This window comes from Corynebacterium sp. HMSC069E04 (assembly GCF_001813175.1).
Classification (GTDB): domain Bacteria; phylum Actinomycetota; class Actinomycetes; order Mycobacteriales; family Mycobacteriaceae; genus Corynebacterium; species Corynebacterium aurimucosum.
This window is the reverse complement of sequence record NZ_KV811687.1, coordinates 36,157-50,318: the sequence shown is the minus strand read 5'-3', so window position 1 is coordinate 50,318 and position 14,162 is coordinate 36,157. Positions and strand designations below refer to the sequence as shown.

At 61.0% G+C, this 14,162-nt stretch carries 16 protein-coding genes; 7 read left to right on the top strand and 9 right to left on the bottom strand.

Going from position 1 to position 14,162, the window contains the following annotated elements; translation table 11 throughout:
• The first annotated feature begins 16 nt into the window (after positions 1-16).
• Both HMPREF2896_RS08535 and HMPREF2896_RS08530 read left to right on the top strand, forming a co-directional pair.
• Positions 17-799 (top strand): hypothetical protein, encoded by a 783-nt coding sequence (locus HMPREF2896_RS08535; RefSeq protein ID WP_070719146.1) that lies wholly within the window; start codon positions 17-19, stop codon positions 797-799.
• Between the two features lie 20 nt (positions 800-819).
• Positions 820-1,353 (top strand): hypothetical protein, encoded by a 534-nt coding sequence (locus HMPREF2896_RS08530; protein WP_070446737.1) that lies wholly within the window; start codon positions 820-822, stop codon positions 1,351-1,353.
• 18 nt (positions 1,354-1,371) lie between these two features.
• On the opposite strand, the gene dapF is transcribed toward HMPREF2896_RS08530, so the two are convergent.
• From dapF to HMPREF2896_RS08515, 3 genes are read right to left on the bottom strand one after another with little or no spacing between them, the layout of a single operon-like run.
• Positions 1,372-2,208 (bottom strand): diaminopimelate epimerase, encoded by an 837-nt coding sequence (gene dapF / locus HMPREF2896_RS08525; protein WP_070719144.1) that lies wholly within the window; start codon positions 2,206-2,208, stop codon positions 1,372-1,374.
• An 11-nt stretch (positions 2,209-2,219) separates the two neighbouring features.
• The gene (miaA, locus tag HMPREF2896_RS08520) at positions 2,220-3,146 is read right to left on the bottom strand and encodes a tRNA (adenosine(37)-N6)-dimethylallyltransferase MiaA (protein WP_070446946.1); all 927 of its coding nucleotides are present in this window, start codon (positions 3,144-3,146) and stop codon (positions 2,220-2,222) included.
• On the bottom strand, positions 3,146-3,778 hold the full coding sequence (locus HMPREF2896_RS08515) for a hypothetical protein (RefSeq protein WP_070719142.1): 633 nt from the start codon (positions 3,776-3,778) through the stop codon (positions 3,146-3,148). The genes miaA and HMPREF2896_RS08515 overlap by 1 nt, the downstream gene beginning before the upstream one ends.
• 131 nt (positions 3,779-3,909) lie before the next feature.
• On the opposite strand from HMPREF2896_RS08515, the gene HMPREF2896_RS08510 reads away from it, so the two are divergent.
• The gene (locus tag HMPREF2896_RS08510; RefSeq protein WP_070644957.1) at positions 3,910-5,226 is read left to right on the top strand and encodes a DUF349 domain-containing protein; all 1,317 of its coding nucleotides are present in this window, start codon (positions 3,910-3,912) and stop codon (positions 5,224-5,226) included.
• A 15-nt stretch (positions 5,227-5,241) separates the two neighbouring features.
• Entirely contained in the window at positions 5,242-6,318 is a 1,077-nt protein-coding gene (locus HMPREF2896_RS08505) for a GNAT family N-acetyltransferase (protein ID WP_070644959.1), read from the top strand.
• Here HMPREF2896_RS08505 and HMPREF2896_RS08500 read toward each other — a convergent pair.
• The 6 genes from HMPREF2896_RS08500 to HMPREF2896_RS08475 form a co-directional block, all read right to left on the bottom strand.
• Entirely contained in the window at positions 6,300-7,388 is a 1,089-nt protein-coding gene (locus HMPREF2896_RS08500; RefSeq protein WP_070719140.1) for an alkene reductase, read from the bottom strand. The two genes, HMPREF2896_RS08505 and HMPREF2896_RS08500, sit on opposite strands and share 19 nt — an antisense overlap.
• A 28-nt stretch (positions 7,389-7,416) precedes the next feature.
• Positions 7,417-8,049 carry an Rv2732c family membrane protein gene (locus tag HMPREF2896_RS08495; protein WP_070719138.1) on the bottom strand — a complete coding sequence of 211 codons (633 nt, stop codon included), beginning with the start codon at positions 8,047-8,049 and terminating at the stop codon, positions 7,417-7,419.
• A 21-nt stretch (positions 8,050-8,070) separates the two neighbouring features.
• Positions 8,071-9,621, bottom strand: a complete 1,551-nt coding sequence (gene miaB / locus HMPREF2896_RS08490; protein WP_083311473.1) for a tRNA (N6-isopentenyl adenosine(37)-C2)-methylthiotransferase MiaB — start codon at positions 9,619-9,621, stop codon at positions 8,071-8,073.
• Between the two features lie 8 nt (positions 9,622-9,629).
• Positions 9,630-10,229, bottom strand: coding sequence for a recombination regulator RecX (gene recX / locus HMPREF2896_RS08485; protein ID WP_070719134.1), 600 nt, complete (start codon positions 10,227-10,229; stop codon positions 9,630-9,632).
• A 9-nt stretch (positions 10,230-10,238) separates the two neighbouring features.
• Positions 10,239-11,372 carry a recombinase RecA gene (gene recA, locus HMPREF2896_RS08480; protein WP_070446729.1) on the bottom strand — a complete coding sequence of 378 codons (1,134 nt, stop codon included), beginning with the start codon at positions 11,370-11,372 and terminating at the stop codon, positions 10,239-10,241.
• A gap of 267 nt (positions 11,373-11,639) precedes the next feature.
• Complete coding sequence (locus HMPREF2896_RS08475) at positions 11,640-12,044, bottom strand: hypothetical protein (RefSeq protein WP_070719132.1); 405 nt, start codon at positions 12,042-12,044, stop codon at positions 11,640-11,642.
• A 228-nt stretch (positions 12,045-12,272) separates the two neighbouring features.
• Here HMPREF2896_RS08475 and HMPREF2896_RS08470 point away from each other — a divergent pair, with 228 nt between their 5' ends.
• The 3 genes from HMPREF2896_RS08470 to HMPREF2896_RS08460 are packed head-to-tail and all read left to right on the top strand — an operon-like array spanning position 12,273 to position 14,161.
• Positions 12,273-12,845 carry a biotin transporter BioY gene (locus tag HMPREF2896_RS08470; protein ID WP_070719129.1) on the top strand — a complete coding sequence of 191 codons (573 nt, stop codon included), beginning with the start codon at positions 12,273-12,275 and terminating at the stop codon, positions 12,843-12,845.
• A gap of 5 nt (positions 12,846-12,850) precedes the next feature.
• Positions 12,851-13,543, top strand: a complete 693-nt coding sequence (locus HMPREF2896_RS08465) for an energy-coupling factor ABC transporter ATP-binding protein (protein ID WP_070719128.1) — start codon at positions 12,851-12,853, stop codon at positions 13,541-13,543.
• A 3-nt stretch (positions 13,544-13,546) separates the two neighbouring features.
• Positions 13,547-14,161, top strand: coding sequence for an energy-coupling factor transporter transmembrane component T family protein (locus HMPREF2896_RS08460; protein WP_070446725.1), 615 nt, complete (start codon positions 13,547-13,549; stop codon positions 14,159-14,161).
• Position 14,162 lies beyond the last annotated feature (1 nt).

The window sequence follows — 14,162 nt, the reverse complement described above, 5'->3', positions numbered from 1 at the left end:
CGCGGCGCCAGATACAATGGGCCGCATGACCGTCAAAGAGACCACCCACCCAGAGATGCAGGCCATTGGCCTCAACTACGAGCGCTGGCAGGACGCCGTCGAAGCCGCCATTTCCACCAACCAGCTGGCAGTCACCGGGGAGGTTCGCGGAGGACAACTCATTCAGTTCTCGGATCCTTCCGGGGCGCAACTCAATATCCTTGCCATCGAACCTTTCGCCACCTTTATCGGCTTCGAGGGCGTCACCCAAGGATTCGCTCACGTCTCTATGATCAACGATGTCTTGGCTTACCTGGACATCATCGATCCTTTCGGAAACGTTCTCGCGCAAGCAACGGCGAACCTGGCGCAGGGCCCGCTCTTGGCAGATGAGGACACCCAGCAGTGGCAACAGGTAGAGCTCACCGCGATGGGCCTCGACGTCACCGCCTTCGACAGCACTGAAGCCTACGAAGCCGAGAAGGGTGCCTACCCAGCCACGTTTGAATCCACTGGCGCGGCAATTGTTGCGGCCGGTTCCGGTTCCGAATCCCCCACGCCGGGCTGCACTTTTTCCGCACGGGTCATGGAATCCGAGTGGCGCCACAACCAGCTCACAGGTAAGCGCTTCATGCACCTCGTCATGGATGGCACCTTCCCCTTCGATCTGTGTCTGCCGGAGAGCTTTGGTGAGCTGCCACCGAAGGATTCCGTTCTTGCGGGTTCGGCGATGTTGACGGCCTCGATTGCGCTGCCCACCGGTGGTTGTGGCGGCGAAGGCGGCTGCGCTTGTGGCTCTGGAGGCTGCGGAGGCCACTAAGGTCTCGGAGAGTTGTCACCATGATTTTTTCCGCATCTCAGCGTCGCGGTCTAGCGCTGCTTCTCGCCGCAGTTACCGCTGCGGTGTTGATTGTGACGCTGAAGCTGCCGGGAGTCATCCTCGCTGCTTTCGTCTGCGGCGCGCTGTGGCTTTTCGCCGATGCCCGCCCCAACGCCTCGGAGCATGCGGCACTGCGGGCTTCCATTGCGCTCACGGTGGAGGACATCACGGGTGTCCTCGAGGACTATGCCACGTTTGCTACGAGCGATGACGCGGAGTCCTTAGCCGACCGAACATTGCACCGCCCCGCGCTTGTCGACGTCGACTGCGCAAACCCCGTCATCGAAGCGTTCCACTACGAGATGCATGGTGCGCAACGCTTCTTACGCCGCCTCGATGCGCGGGTGAACTCACCGCACGTTGAAACCAGTGAGCTGGAATCCCTGCTTAAAGTGGCCGACGAGCGCGCCGCAGAACTCAAAGAAGCCTGGCTCGCGGCCCGCCGCGCCGCCTTGGCCTTGGGCACCAACTACAAAAAAGAGGACGGACGCTAAACGCCGTCCCGAAAAGCCCTATAGTGAAGTTTCACCAGTTGCCACGATGCGCGAAGGCCCCGTCAGCGTGGAGCCGTCTTCGGTGATGTCCACCTCTACCTCGCCGCCCGGAACAATGACGCGGACGTGGCCGGTGACCTGGGAGGCATCGGCAAGCGCGGCGCACGCTGCCGCCACCGTTCCGGTGCCGCACGAGCGAGTCTCCCCCGAGCCGCGCTCGAAGACGCGCATGTGAATCACACCATCGCGCAAAGGTGTCACCAGCTCTACGTTGACGCCTGCCGGGAAAAAATCAGTGTCAAAGACAGACTGCTCAAGGCGCTTTCCAGCCAAGGCCTCTGCGCTAAGCCCCGGGATTACAGCCGCCAAATGGGGGTTTCCCACGTCCACTCCTAGCCCGGCGAAGCTCTCCCCCGCCATCGCAGCCGTGGAGACACCGAGCACCTGTGCTGGTCCCATCTCCACGCTAACTTCGGCCTCAGTCTCGCTGAAAGAGTGCACGGTAACCTGCTTGGCGCCGGCGCGCGTGCCCACGGTGAAGGTGTCTTCTTCCACCAACCCACGGGAACGGACCCAATGCGCGAAGACGCGGGTGCCGTTGCCACACATTTCCGCCACGGAGCCATCCGCGTTGCGGTAGTCCATGAACCAGTCATCGGCGTTAATACCCGGCGCGAGCTCATCGATTTCTCCAGAAGCGAGCAGTTCACCAGCGCGGATGACGCGCAGTACACCGTCGGCGCCGATTCCGGCTCGACGGTCACACAGTGCCGCCACCTTTTCCGGCGGTAGCGGCTCGGTTCCCTCCACAATGACGAAATCGTTCTCAGTTCCGTGGCCTTTAGCAAAGTTCATAGCTGTAGAGTCTAACGCCCTTCGAGGACACGCAAAGCCTGCGTGGTCGTGTCAGCCGCGGCATCCAACCAGTGGATCCGTTTATCGCGGTTGAACCAGGCGCGCTGGCGGCGCACATAGCGGCGGGTTCCGGTGATAGTGCGCTCCACTGCCTCCTCCCATGTCAGCTCTCCGCGCTGTGCTTGGAGAACTTGGGCATAGCCAATCGCCCGCCCGGCTGTGGACTCAGCCTTCAAGCCGCGGATTTGGAGGCTCTCCACTTCCTCCACCAGCCCCTTGTCGAACATGAGGCGGCTACGCAGCTCGATGCGCGGGTTCAACCAGCTGGCTTCCGTGCGCAACCCGAGGATTCTCGTGCCCCACCGGGGCGGGGCGTTCTTCGGTGGCTGGCTGGCTTTGAAAGGCTTGCCTGTAAGCTCGATGACTTCCAGCGCGCGCACGGTACGGCGCGGGTCCTTATCTTCAATGATGGCCGCGGCTGCCGGGTCCACGCTGGCAAGCTCTGCGTGCAAGGCATCGGTACCAATCTCTTGGCGCCGGGCTTCCCAGCGAGCGCGCACCTGCGGATCAGTGGGCGGGAATTGCCAATCATCCACGAGTGATTGGACATAAAGCATGGAGCCGCCCACCAAGATCGGAGTCTTGCCACGCGCTCGAATACTCTCGATATCCGCGATGGCAGCGGACTGATAGCGTGCTACCGACGCCGTTTCCGTCACGTCCCACACATCGAGCTGATGGTGTGGGATACCTTCGCGTTCCTCCATCGTTAGCTTGGCGGTGCCGATGTCCATGCCACGGTAGAGCTGCATCGAATCAACGTTGACAACTTCCCCGTCAAGCTCGTGTGCAAGAGCTACGCCGAGAGCCGACTTTCCGGAGGCCGTCGGGCCAACCACTGCAATGGGGGTTGGTGCGTGCGGGTGAGTATGAGTCATCAGCACTGCCACCCCGCCACATAGCGCCCTACCCCGAGGGTTGAATCCGCTGCCCGAAGCTCCGCGTGCCGTGGGTGCACGCCTGCCAGCTGTGCCCAGAGGTTCGTCTCGAGCACACCTGCGGACCGCAGACGTGCCTCGTCGCAGTGTGCTTCCCCGCCGGCAAGAACGCTTTCGCACCACAGGTGGGCATCCCGTGCGCCGTCGACGAGGGCTAGTGGCGCGCGTTTGGTCAGGCCTGCTGAGCCATCAACACAGACAACGGTCAGGCGGGCGGGATGGACCTCACCGAGTTCAGCGCGGGAATCTTCCACCACGAAGCCTGGTTCATCGGGTGTGTGGGCAAGCGCGCGACAAAGCACGTAGCGGGCCATGATTTCTGGCAGAAAGTTGCCTCCGCCGACGTCGACCTGCGGCGCTCCCCATGCTCGCAAGCTTCCCGTATGCTCGGTGCTCCACCGAGTATCACGCGATCCCACGATATCTACCTTGAGAGGGCCTCCGCCGCTTATGCGTGCGGCATCGCGAGCGAGCTCGCAGGCCGCGCCGAGCAGCGCGCGCGAAGCGTCATCGCCGGGAGAGAGTTCTTCCGCCAGAGCCGGGGAGGCTGGCATAACCATGAGATTCTGCATCAACTCCCATCCTATAAGGTTTGTTTTTCGGGGTTAACACGCGGCTGCACGGCGGAAACGGTAGTGTTGTGTCACATAAGTTTTGGCAGCCGTGTCGCGCGGCGCGATAGTACCGAAGGTGGTTTCCTACCATGTCCGCTATTCCTTCTCCTGGAGCCATGCCCCGCAAGGGCGCTCGTCCCGGCCCGTCGGCTTCCGCCCCCGCCGCACGACCGGTGCAGCCGGCAAAGAATGATCCCGCTAAATGGGGCCGCGTTGATGCTGATGGTTCGGTCTTTGTGAAGTCGCCCGAAGGTGAACGCAAGATCGGCGAATGGCAGGCAGGCACCCCAGAAGAAGGCTTGGCGCACTTTGGCGCCCGCTACGACGATCTGTCTACCGAAATCGAGCTGCTGGAATCCCGCCTGCAGGCGCATCCGGACGATGCAGCGTCGATCAAATCAACCGCGGCAGAGCTCCGGGACTCCCTGCCCACGCAGGCAGTGATTGGTGATATTGCCGCCTTGGACAAGCGCCTGAGCACCGTCATTGAGCATTCCGTGGAGGCCGGCGAGCAGGCGCAGGCTAACAAGGCTCGCCGCCGCGAAGAGGCAATCGCCAAGAAGGAAAAGCTGGCGGCCGAGGCCGAGGACATCGCCGCCAACTCGACGGAGTGGAAGGCCGCCGGCGACCGCATTCGCGCCATCCTCGAGGAGTGGAAGCAGATTCGTGGCATCGACCGTCAGACGGATGATGCACTGTGGAAGCGCTATTCCCGCGCCCGCGATTCCTTTAACCGTCGTCGGGGCTCGCATTTCGCCGAGCTCGATCGCAACCGCGCTGCAGCCCGCGCCAAGAAGGAAGAGCTAGTGGAGCGCGCGGAGGCTATTAAGGAATCCACCAACTGGGGTGAAACGGCGCGTGCTTACCGTGACCTCATGACGGAGTGGAAGGCCGCTGGCCGCGCTCCCCGCGAGATCGACGATAAACTCTGGGCCCGCTTCCGTGCCGCGCAGGACCACTTCTTCAACGCCCGCAACGCGGTCAACGACGAACGGGATAAGCAATTCGCAGAAAACGCCGCCGCCAAGGACGCGCTCATTGCGGAATATGACTCCCAGATTGATCCATCCAAGTCCATCGACGCTGCAAAGGCCAAGCTGCGGGAGCTGCAGGAAAAGTGGGAAGAGATTGGTTTCGTCCCGCGCAAGCAGGTGCGCGAATACGAGTCTAAGATCTCGGCGTTGGAAAAGCGCGTGAGCGACGCCGAGGATTCACAATGGCGCCGGACGGACCCAGAGGCCCAAGCCCGCGTGGCCCAGTTCCAAGCCAAGGTGGATGAATTCACTGCACAGGCGGAGGCCGCAGACGCCAAGGGCAATGCCAAAAAGGCAGAGGAACTGCGCGCCCAGGCGCAGCAATGGCAGGAGTTCGCGGATGCCGCTGCGGCTGCTGTCAACGATAAGTAGCGGCTCCCAGTCTGAGTGTTCGTTCAGATAGTCGCCCCGCCGGGCTCGGCACACGCTGAGCCGGCGGATTGCCTCCGCAGCTTTGTCTTCGACGCTAACCTTGCCGCACAGGAAGCCAGCGGTGATCCCGCGGCCAGTGGCTCTCCACGCCGTGTGCTCCAGCGCTTGCAAGGCTCCGCAGAGTCCGTGACTTACCTTTTCGGGCTCACTACCACTGCTATGGGCACTGCAGGAGAACTGGGGCTGCCGGTCATTTCAGCAGCCGAGCCCAGCCCAGAAATCGACTTCGACGGTTTCATCCATATCTCACTTCCTCTCTTGGAGGAAACGGACAACGCCGATATCGAATGCGTTCTCGCCGCGGATCTCTTGCCCTTGCCTGGGGAGGAACTAGAGCCAGAGGCTCTCGACGTTACGCGAGCCCTCGCCCGCGAGGCACTCCGGCTTACCCGCCAACTGGGCCGCAAGAATGCCCAGGTTGGCATGCTGTATCCACCGGACGCGGACCATACCTACGATCCAATGTCGCAGGCCTACCTCGAACTGGGGTTTCGCCAGAAGCACGCCGAGCGTCAGATGTACGTCGACATCCAGCCCACTGCCCCGGTGCTCGGTGCGCAGGTGTGGCCGGACTATGACATCCCGAAAGAGCTTCTGGATGATGTCCTCCGCTTGCTCACCATTGCCTCCGCCGACGCCGTGTACGGTGACTTGAGCGTTGAGCCCATCGTGTGGACGCGGCAGCGCCTCAACGAAGCTTACGCCCGGCTACGCTCCCGGAAGGCTCACACGTTGCTCGTCGGCATTCTCGAGCGCGGTCGAGTCGTCGCACTCACGGAGCTGTCGCGCCACGGCGATGCAGACCCTGAAGTGTGCGAGTGGACTCTCACAGTCACCGACCGCGCCTACCGCCGGCGCGGACTGGCCACGCGCGCCAAGCAGCATGCTCAGTACGCGGTGACGCACCACTGGCCCACCGTTCGCCGGGCGTACTGTTCTGTGGCCCAAGCTGATCCAGCGATGAATGCGCTCTACGCGCGCCTCGGCGCGCATATCATCTCCGCCAGCAGCGCCTACGAGCTCACCGTGTAGAGCGGATAATCGGTGTAGCCGCGCTCCCCACCTGTGTAAAACGTTCCTTCGTCCGGCGCGGTGATTGGAAGCTGCTCCTGCCAGCGGCGAACGAGGTCCGGGTTCGAGATGGCCAAGCGGCCCACGGCCACCGCATCACCATGCTGAACCAGCTCCTCGGCTTCGGCGCGCTGGGTGACCTGGCCAAATCCCGAATTCAGGATGACGCGGGTGCGCCCGTTAGCGCGTGCAAGGGTGCTCAGCTCAGTAATGAGCTCACCGGTAGGCTCTGCGTGGAGGAAGGAAACATAGGCCAGACCGAGGTCTTCACTTGCACGGAGCAGCCCTCCATACGTGGCAAGCACATCCGCGGCGTCAGTTTCCTCGATGCCCTGAATATTGTGTTGTGGCGACAGCCGCAGTGCGAGACGGTCTGCACCGATCTCCTCGGCCACAGCACGGAGGATTTCCTCCACGAGGCGATAGCGATTCTCTGGGCTTCCACCATAAGCATCCTCTCGGTGATTGGAGCTCGGGGAAAGGAATTGATGCAGAAGGTAGCCATTGGCGCCATGGATCTCTACGCCATCCATCCCTGCGTCGATGGCGTTGCGAGCGGCCTGACGGAACTCTCCGATGATGCGAGGTAGCTCTTCAACGTCGAGGGCTCGGGGAACCGGGCACTCTTTGCGGGACTCAAAATCTCTGACCGCAGTCCCCGAGGCCACTGCGGAGGGCGCTACCGGCTGTGCCCCTTCGAGGAGACTGACATGAGACAGGCGCCCGCCATTCATTACCTGCATGAAAATGCGTCCGCCGGCCTCATGGACGGACTCCGTCACGCGACGCCACCCGGCAATCTGCTCTGGAGTTTCGACACCGGGCTGGCCAGGAAAGGCGCGGCTCGTCACCGAGGGGAATACGCCCTCTGTCACGATAAGGCCCATGGAAGCGCGCTGCGTGTAGTACGTCTCGTGCACATGTGTGGGGACACCGTCACGGCCTGCACGTGAGCGGGTCAAAGCTGCCATGGTCACGCGGTTTGGCAGGGTTAGCCGTCCCAATTCAAGTGAGCCGAAGAGTGTAGTCATGCACTCCACAACACGAATCTCGTAGCGCTTATTCCTCGCCCTGCTGACGGCGGTGGCGTGAGACGGCGCGTGCGCGGCGGTCGTCGATAAGCAGCGGGTTCTGCTCCGCTGGCAGCTCAGTCGCGGCTTCGTTTTGCAAGACACCCACGTGGTCAAGCTGCCCCGAGACTTCACGGACACGCTCAGCGGCGGCTAGCTGCTCAGGGTTGCGGCGCAACGCAACTTGGCAGTACACAAGAAAGGCCACCAACGTCGAGATAGCACCCACGTACATGCCGATGGAAGCACCCTCAGCGGCGCCGCCGCGGTACCAGAAGCCCCATAAGTTGACGAAAAAGGAGATGGTCACCATCATCCATGCGGCGAGAGCTACAGACGTCCGCCGCGTGAGGAGTGTGGCCGTGGTCAGAATACCCACGCCACCCAACGCTAGCCAGGCGCTGACGGTCTCCATAAGCGAGATCCGGACTCCCTCAACGGTTCCTCCGACGAAGAGCGCTTCCCATCCGCGAGCCTCGCCAGCATAAGGAAGCACCAGGTACGCTACCCACGCCAGGACGGATACGATGAGCGCGTATTTGTGCTTTCCCAGTTCAATGGTCCTCGCTGCACGCTTCTCTGCCGCGACGGCGTCGCGCACCTGCTTCAAGTCATCACTCATAGAACCGGAGCCTACTCTCTTCTAACAGCCGCAAGAATCAGCCGGCGCGCTGGGCTTGCCGACGCCCGGCAGCCCCAGCCCCACCCCAATCGGAGCCGTCGTAGGTGTCTGCCCTGCCGCCGACATATCGCCGGCCTTCGTGCGGCGGTGCTCGCTGACGCCGGAGTCAGCAACCAGGAAGAAGGAGCCCGCACCCGTCACGGTGGTGTGCACGACATCACCGGGACGAATCTCCGCGGAAATGTCCTTGCCCGCAGGATCGACGGGAGCGAAGTGAACGAGGCGACCGTCGCGGGCACGGCCGGTAAGGCGGTGAGTCTCGGCGGACTTACGACCACCTTCCGCCTGAACCAGAAGCTCCACATCGGAACCGACGAGCTTCGCGTTTTCCTCAGCCTGGATGGAGTCTTGCAGCGCTAGCAAGCGCTCGAAGCGCTCCTGCACGACCTCTTTCGGTATCTGATTCTCCATTTCCGCAGCCGGGGTGCCTGGGCGCGGCGAGTACTGGAAGGTAAAGGCGGACGCGAAGCGGGCGCGGCGCACCACCTCTAGAGTGGCCTCGAAGTCTTCCTCTGTCTCGCCAGGGAAGCCCACAATTATATCCGTCGTAATGGCAGCATGCGGCATCTTCTCTCGCACTTCATCGAGAATGCCCAGGAACTTCTTCGTGCGATAGGAACGGCGCATGTCCTTGAGCACCTTGTCCGAACCAGACTGAAGCGGCATGTGCAGCTGTGGGCACACCGCTGGGGTCTCCGCCATGGCATCGATAACATCGGACGTAAACTCGGCAGGGTGTGGGGAGGTAAAGCGGAGGCGCTCAAGGCCCTCAATCTTGCCCACTTCCCGCAGCAGCTTGGAGAAAGCGAAGCGGTCCCGCGGCAGATCCGGGTCGGCGAAGTTGACACCATAGGCGTTGACGTTTTGCCCCAACAAGGTCACCTCGGACACGCCCTGGTCCACCAGTGCTTGAACCTCTGCGAGGATATCGCCTGGGCGGCGGTCTTCTTCCTTGCCGCGCAGCGAAGGAACAATGCAGAAGGTACAGGTGTTATTGCAGCCCACGGATACCGATACCCACCCGGCATAAGCGGATTCGCGCTTTGCCGGCAGCACGGACGGGAAGGCCTCCAGGGCGTCGACGATCTCGACCTGGGCCTCATCGTTGTGGCGGGCACGCTCCAGCAATGCCGGCAGGGCAGCCATGTTGTGGGTTCCGAAAACAGCGTCTACCCACGGCGCATGGTCAAGGACTATGTCCTTATCCTTCTGCGCCAAGCAGCCACCCACCGCGATTTGCATGCCCGGGTGGTTTTCCTTCGTCTTCTTTAACGCACCCAACGTGCCGTACAGGCGCTTATCGGCGTTCTCGCGCACGGCGCAAGTATTGAAAACGATGAGGTCAGGCTCAGTGCCCTCCGGTGCCGCCGAATAGCCGGCTTCCTCAAGCAGGCCGGAGATGCGCTCTGAGTCATGAACGTTCATTTGGCAGCCGAAAGTCCGCACCTCATAGGTGCGGGGCTGGGAATTAATTACGGGGGAGTTCACGGGGGGACATTCTAACTGGCCCATCCGACTACTCATAATGCCTTAAGTTCAGCAATGCGTGCGTCCAAGACCTCAATGGAGATACGCATAACGAGTTCCTGGTTATAGCCGCGCCGCGCGAGCGTGCCAACGATGCGACGCAAGAACTTGTCCCTCTCATGCCGGTCAGCGGGAACCCTCTTGAGGGTTCGCGCCTTCTTCTCAGCTACCTGGCGGGCGACAACCTCTTCAGATTCTTCAGTGACCTGCTCTAAAGCTATGGCACGGTCGGCAGCCTCGACGCCCTTCTCCTTCAATTCGAGGTTGAGGGCCCGGGCCGATTTTCCTCGCCGGGCGTGACGCTGACGCACCCACTCCTTGGCAAAGGCTTCATCATCAACAAGCCCTGCCCCTGCTAAATCATCGACGACAGTGTCAACGACCTCTGGCTCAAAGTCCGCAGCGACGAGCCGGTCACGCAGCTCCTTGCGGGAACGCGCCCGCTGATCCAGTAGACCTAGCGCACGGGAACGCACGGGTGCCTTCGCCGCTTCGGCTTCCGCGTCAATGAGTTGCCCGCCGACGTCACCCGACTCGTAGGCTTCGAGAGCGCGACGCAGCTTTTCGAGCTTCTCTGGTGAAGGTTGTGGCATTGATTCCGATTAGTCGTCGTCGAAATCGACGTTCGGTACGAGATCCACAGCCTCATCCGTCAGCGGATCGTCCGCGCCCGGCACGTCCATCGCTACATCCTCGCCCGCTTCGGCAGCGGCGGCACCAACGCCGAGTTTGACGAAGATCTTCTTTTCAATCTCATCCGCGAGATCTGGATTGTCCTTGAGGAAGTTACGGGCCTTTTCCTTGCCTTGGCCCAGCTGGTCGCCCTCATAGGTAAACCACGAGCCAGACTTCTTGATGAAGCCGTGTTCGACGCCCAAGTCAATGATGGAAGACTCGCGCGAAATGCCCTCGCCGTACATGATGTCGAACTCAGCGATCTTGAACGGCGGGGAAACCTTGTTCTTCACAACCTTGAGCTTGGTGCGGTTACCAATGGCATCCTGACCATCCTTCAGGGTCTGGATTCGGCGAATATCGCAACGCACCGAGGCGTAAAATTTCAGCGCCTTACCACCCGTCGTGGTTTCCGGCGAGCCAAACATTACGCCGATCTTTTCACGCAGCTGGTTGATGAAGATGGCGGTGGTGCCCGAGTTGTACAGAGCACCGGTCATCTTGCGCAGCGCTTGGGACATGAGGCGCGCCTGAAGGCCAACGTGGCTATCTCCCATCTCGCCCTCAATCTCAGCCTTCGGTGTCAGCGCCGCGACCGAGTCAATGACAATGATGTCAATGGCACCGGAACGCACCAGCATATCGGCGATTTCCAAAGCTTGCTCACCGGTATCTGGCTGGGAAACCAACAGGTTGTCCGTATCCACGCCGAGCAGGCGTGCATACTCCGGATCGAGAGCGTGCTCAGCATCGATAAATGCGGCGATGCCACCAGTTTTCTGCGCCGATGCAATGGCGTGCAGCGCAACGGTGGTCTTACCCGAGGATTCCGGGCCATAAATCTCCACGATACGCCCACGCGGGAAACCGCCGACGCCTAATGCGATATCGATAGCTGTGTTGCCGGAGGAAATGGCTTGGATTGGCGGGCGGTCATCATCGCCCAAACGCATGACGGCGCCCTTACCAAAATCCTTCTCAATCATCGCCATTGCGGCATCAAGGGCCTTTTGACGATCATCGCCCTTGTTCGCCGTCGAGGACTTCTTCTTCGTAGCCATTCATTTCCTCACTATCGTGCGTCAGTTGTTGTGCATTCTTGCTCGTTAATACGTGCGTGTTAATGCTTGAGTGTTAATTAAAGGTGGCACCTAGTTAGACTGCCGCCTCGTGACTTTGGTTCCCAGGCTTTGACTCAATTAGCCTTTCACCCTCACCACAAGCCACGAAAGCACCTTAACGCGCTCACCGGACCACGTCCCCACAATACACACACAAGTGTTCGATTGGCCATTCTGCCGTGACGCGTGTCCAGGGCGCCAAGTCCGTTACTGGAGCACCCACGGGCCACCCTGCTCCTGCCGAGAGAAAGTCACCTTCTCAGAAGCTGGAAGAACGGCCACCTCCTCCCCTAGTTGACCACACATGTCTAGCTCGTCAAGGTCAGCCCTACTGCTCATGAATGAGGAATACCCGGGCCTTTGCACATCCCGGTAGAGCTCAACCTGCCCCGCAGCAGGCGGCACCCACTCATCGTCCTCATCACTACCGCCCTGCCAGGTACCTTCGCTCGCCGCTAGGACATCTTTTTCGGAAGCACCGGGGCAAATTAAGATCACCCGTTCATACTCGGAATCAAAGATGTCACCGATCTGCATGTCCACGCTGCCAGGATCCCCCTCCTTCACCCCGGCTGCCCTATCGATATTTTCAATGACATTCGCGGAATTCATCAACGAACATCCAGTCAGACTACCTATGACCAAGCCGGAGAGAAGTGTTATTGCACCCCCGCGCACGCTTAGGTGCATCACATCGTTAAACCGTGCTTGTCCCTGCCTATCTGCCATGCCCCGAGGGTACCCCGTTCGGGGTGATCGTGGGATCCAAAGCCCATGCTTGAACGGTGTTCAAAAGGGCTCATTTGCTGCACCGTTACCCCGCTGGATAAACTTTGGCCCATGAAAAAGAATTCCGTCGCGGCTGACATCGCGTACGTCGCGGTCTTCACCGCGCTCATCATAGTCTTTGCTTTCGTCTCCATCCCCACCCCCACCGCGGGTGTGCCCATCGTTCTCCAAAATGCCGTTATCATCCTGGCCGGCCTGGTTCTCGGCGGCCGGCGCGGCCTCTTCGTGGGTCTGCTTTTCATAGCTCTCGGCCTCGTTGGTCTTCCCATCCTGGCTGGCGGGCGCAGCGCGTTAAGTGCTATCGCCGGCCCCACGGTGGGCTACCTCGTTGGATATGTGGTCGCTCCGGCCATCACCGGTCTTATCGCCTACCGGGCGCCGCGCGACAAGGGAGGCATGACCGCCATCCTCGCCATTGCTGGTCTTGTTGGCTTAGCTGTGCAATATTTCTGTGGAAGCCTGGGCCTAATGTTCCGCTCTGACATGTCCTTCGGGGCTGCCATCATTGCCCAAGGCCCATTCATCATCCCCGATCTCATCAAGGTCGCCGTCATGGTCATTATCGCGGTCGGTGTTCATGCAGCATTCCCCGATCTGATGGGTCGACGCGCCCAAGCGAAGTAGCTCCCGTGCCGCAGATCGATTTCCGCAATGTTTCCGTCACCTTCGACGAAACCCCCGTACTCAAAGACATTTCACTTTGCTTGAGCGAACAGCGCATCGGCATTATCGGTGCCAATGGTGGCGGCAAGTCCACGCTCGTTCGGCTCATCAACGGACTCGGTGACCCCACCAGCGGTCAGGTAGTGGTGGACAACCTGGACGTCGCCAAGCACGGCAAGGAAATCCGACGCCGCGTGGGTTTCGTCTTTTCTGATGCCGAGAACCAGATCGTCATGCCGCAGGTACGCGATGACGTGGAGTTCTCCCTGCGTCGTCTCAAGTTGTCTCGGGAAGAACGTACCAAGCGTGTCGACGCCGCCCTCGAACGCTTCGGCCTAGGCCCCTTAGCAGAGCAGTCTCCGCACACGCTCTCAGGTGGGCAGAAACAGCTCCTTGCACTGGCCTCAGTACTGGTCATCGAACCGACCATCATCATCGCTGACGAGCCAACCACCCTGCTCGACCTGCGCAACCGCGACCGCATTCGCCGCGAGTTCGCACGTCTGGAACAACAGCTCATCGTCGTCACTCACGATCTAGACTTCCTCTCCGATTTCGACCGCGTTCTGTGCATAGACAACCACAGCGTCGTTGCCGATGGAGCACCCGAGGAGGTCATCCCCTTCTACACGAACCTTATGGAATCCCGCCCGCTCTAACTCATGCCCAAGAACATCCCACTCGGCTTCTATGTCGACGCCGATACCATCATTCACCGCATCCCCGCCGCGGTGAAGTTCCTACTACTCATCGCCTTCATTCTCGTAACATCGCTGGCGGTGCACACGATCCCTTGGGCGGCGGTGAGCCTGGCTCTCCCCCTTGGCCTCTTCCCTATTGCCCGAGTTCCTTTCCGCGTTGCGTTTGGCCAACTCGCACCGCCGCTCTACCTTCTCCTCGCGCTCGCCGCGTTCCAGTGGTGGCAGAAAGACCTGACGGCGGCTGCCATCATGTTCCTCACCATCTACGCCGCCATTAGCGCGGCGGTGCTGCTAACACTCACCACAAAGGTCTCGGAGATGATGGACTCCCTGGATCGCGCCCTGGCTCCTCTGGGGCGCCTCGGGGTCCCCGTTGAGAACATCACGCTAGCGATGTCCCTGACCATTCGTTTACTTCCCCTGATGCTAGGAACGGTCGTCGAGGTGCTGGACGCACGAAAAGCCCGGGGTGCCACGGCATCACTAACCGCCTTTGGCACCCCGGTTATCATTCGCTCGATCCGTCGCGCACGCGCCATGGGCGAGGCCCTGCAAGCGCGCGGCGTCGGAGACTAAA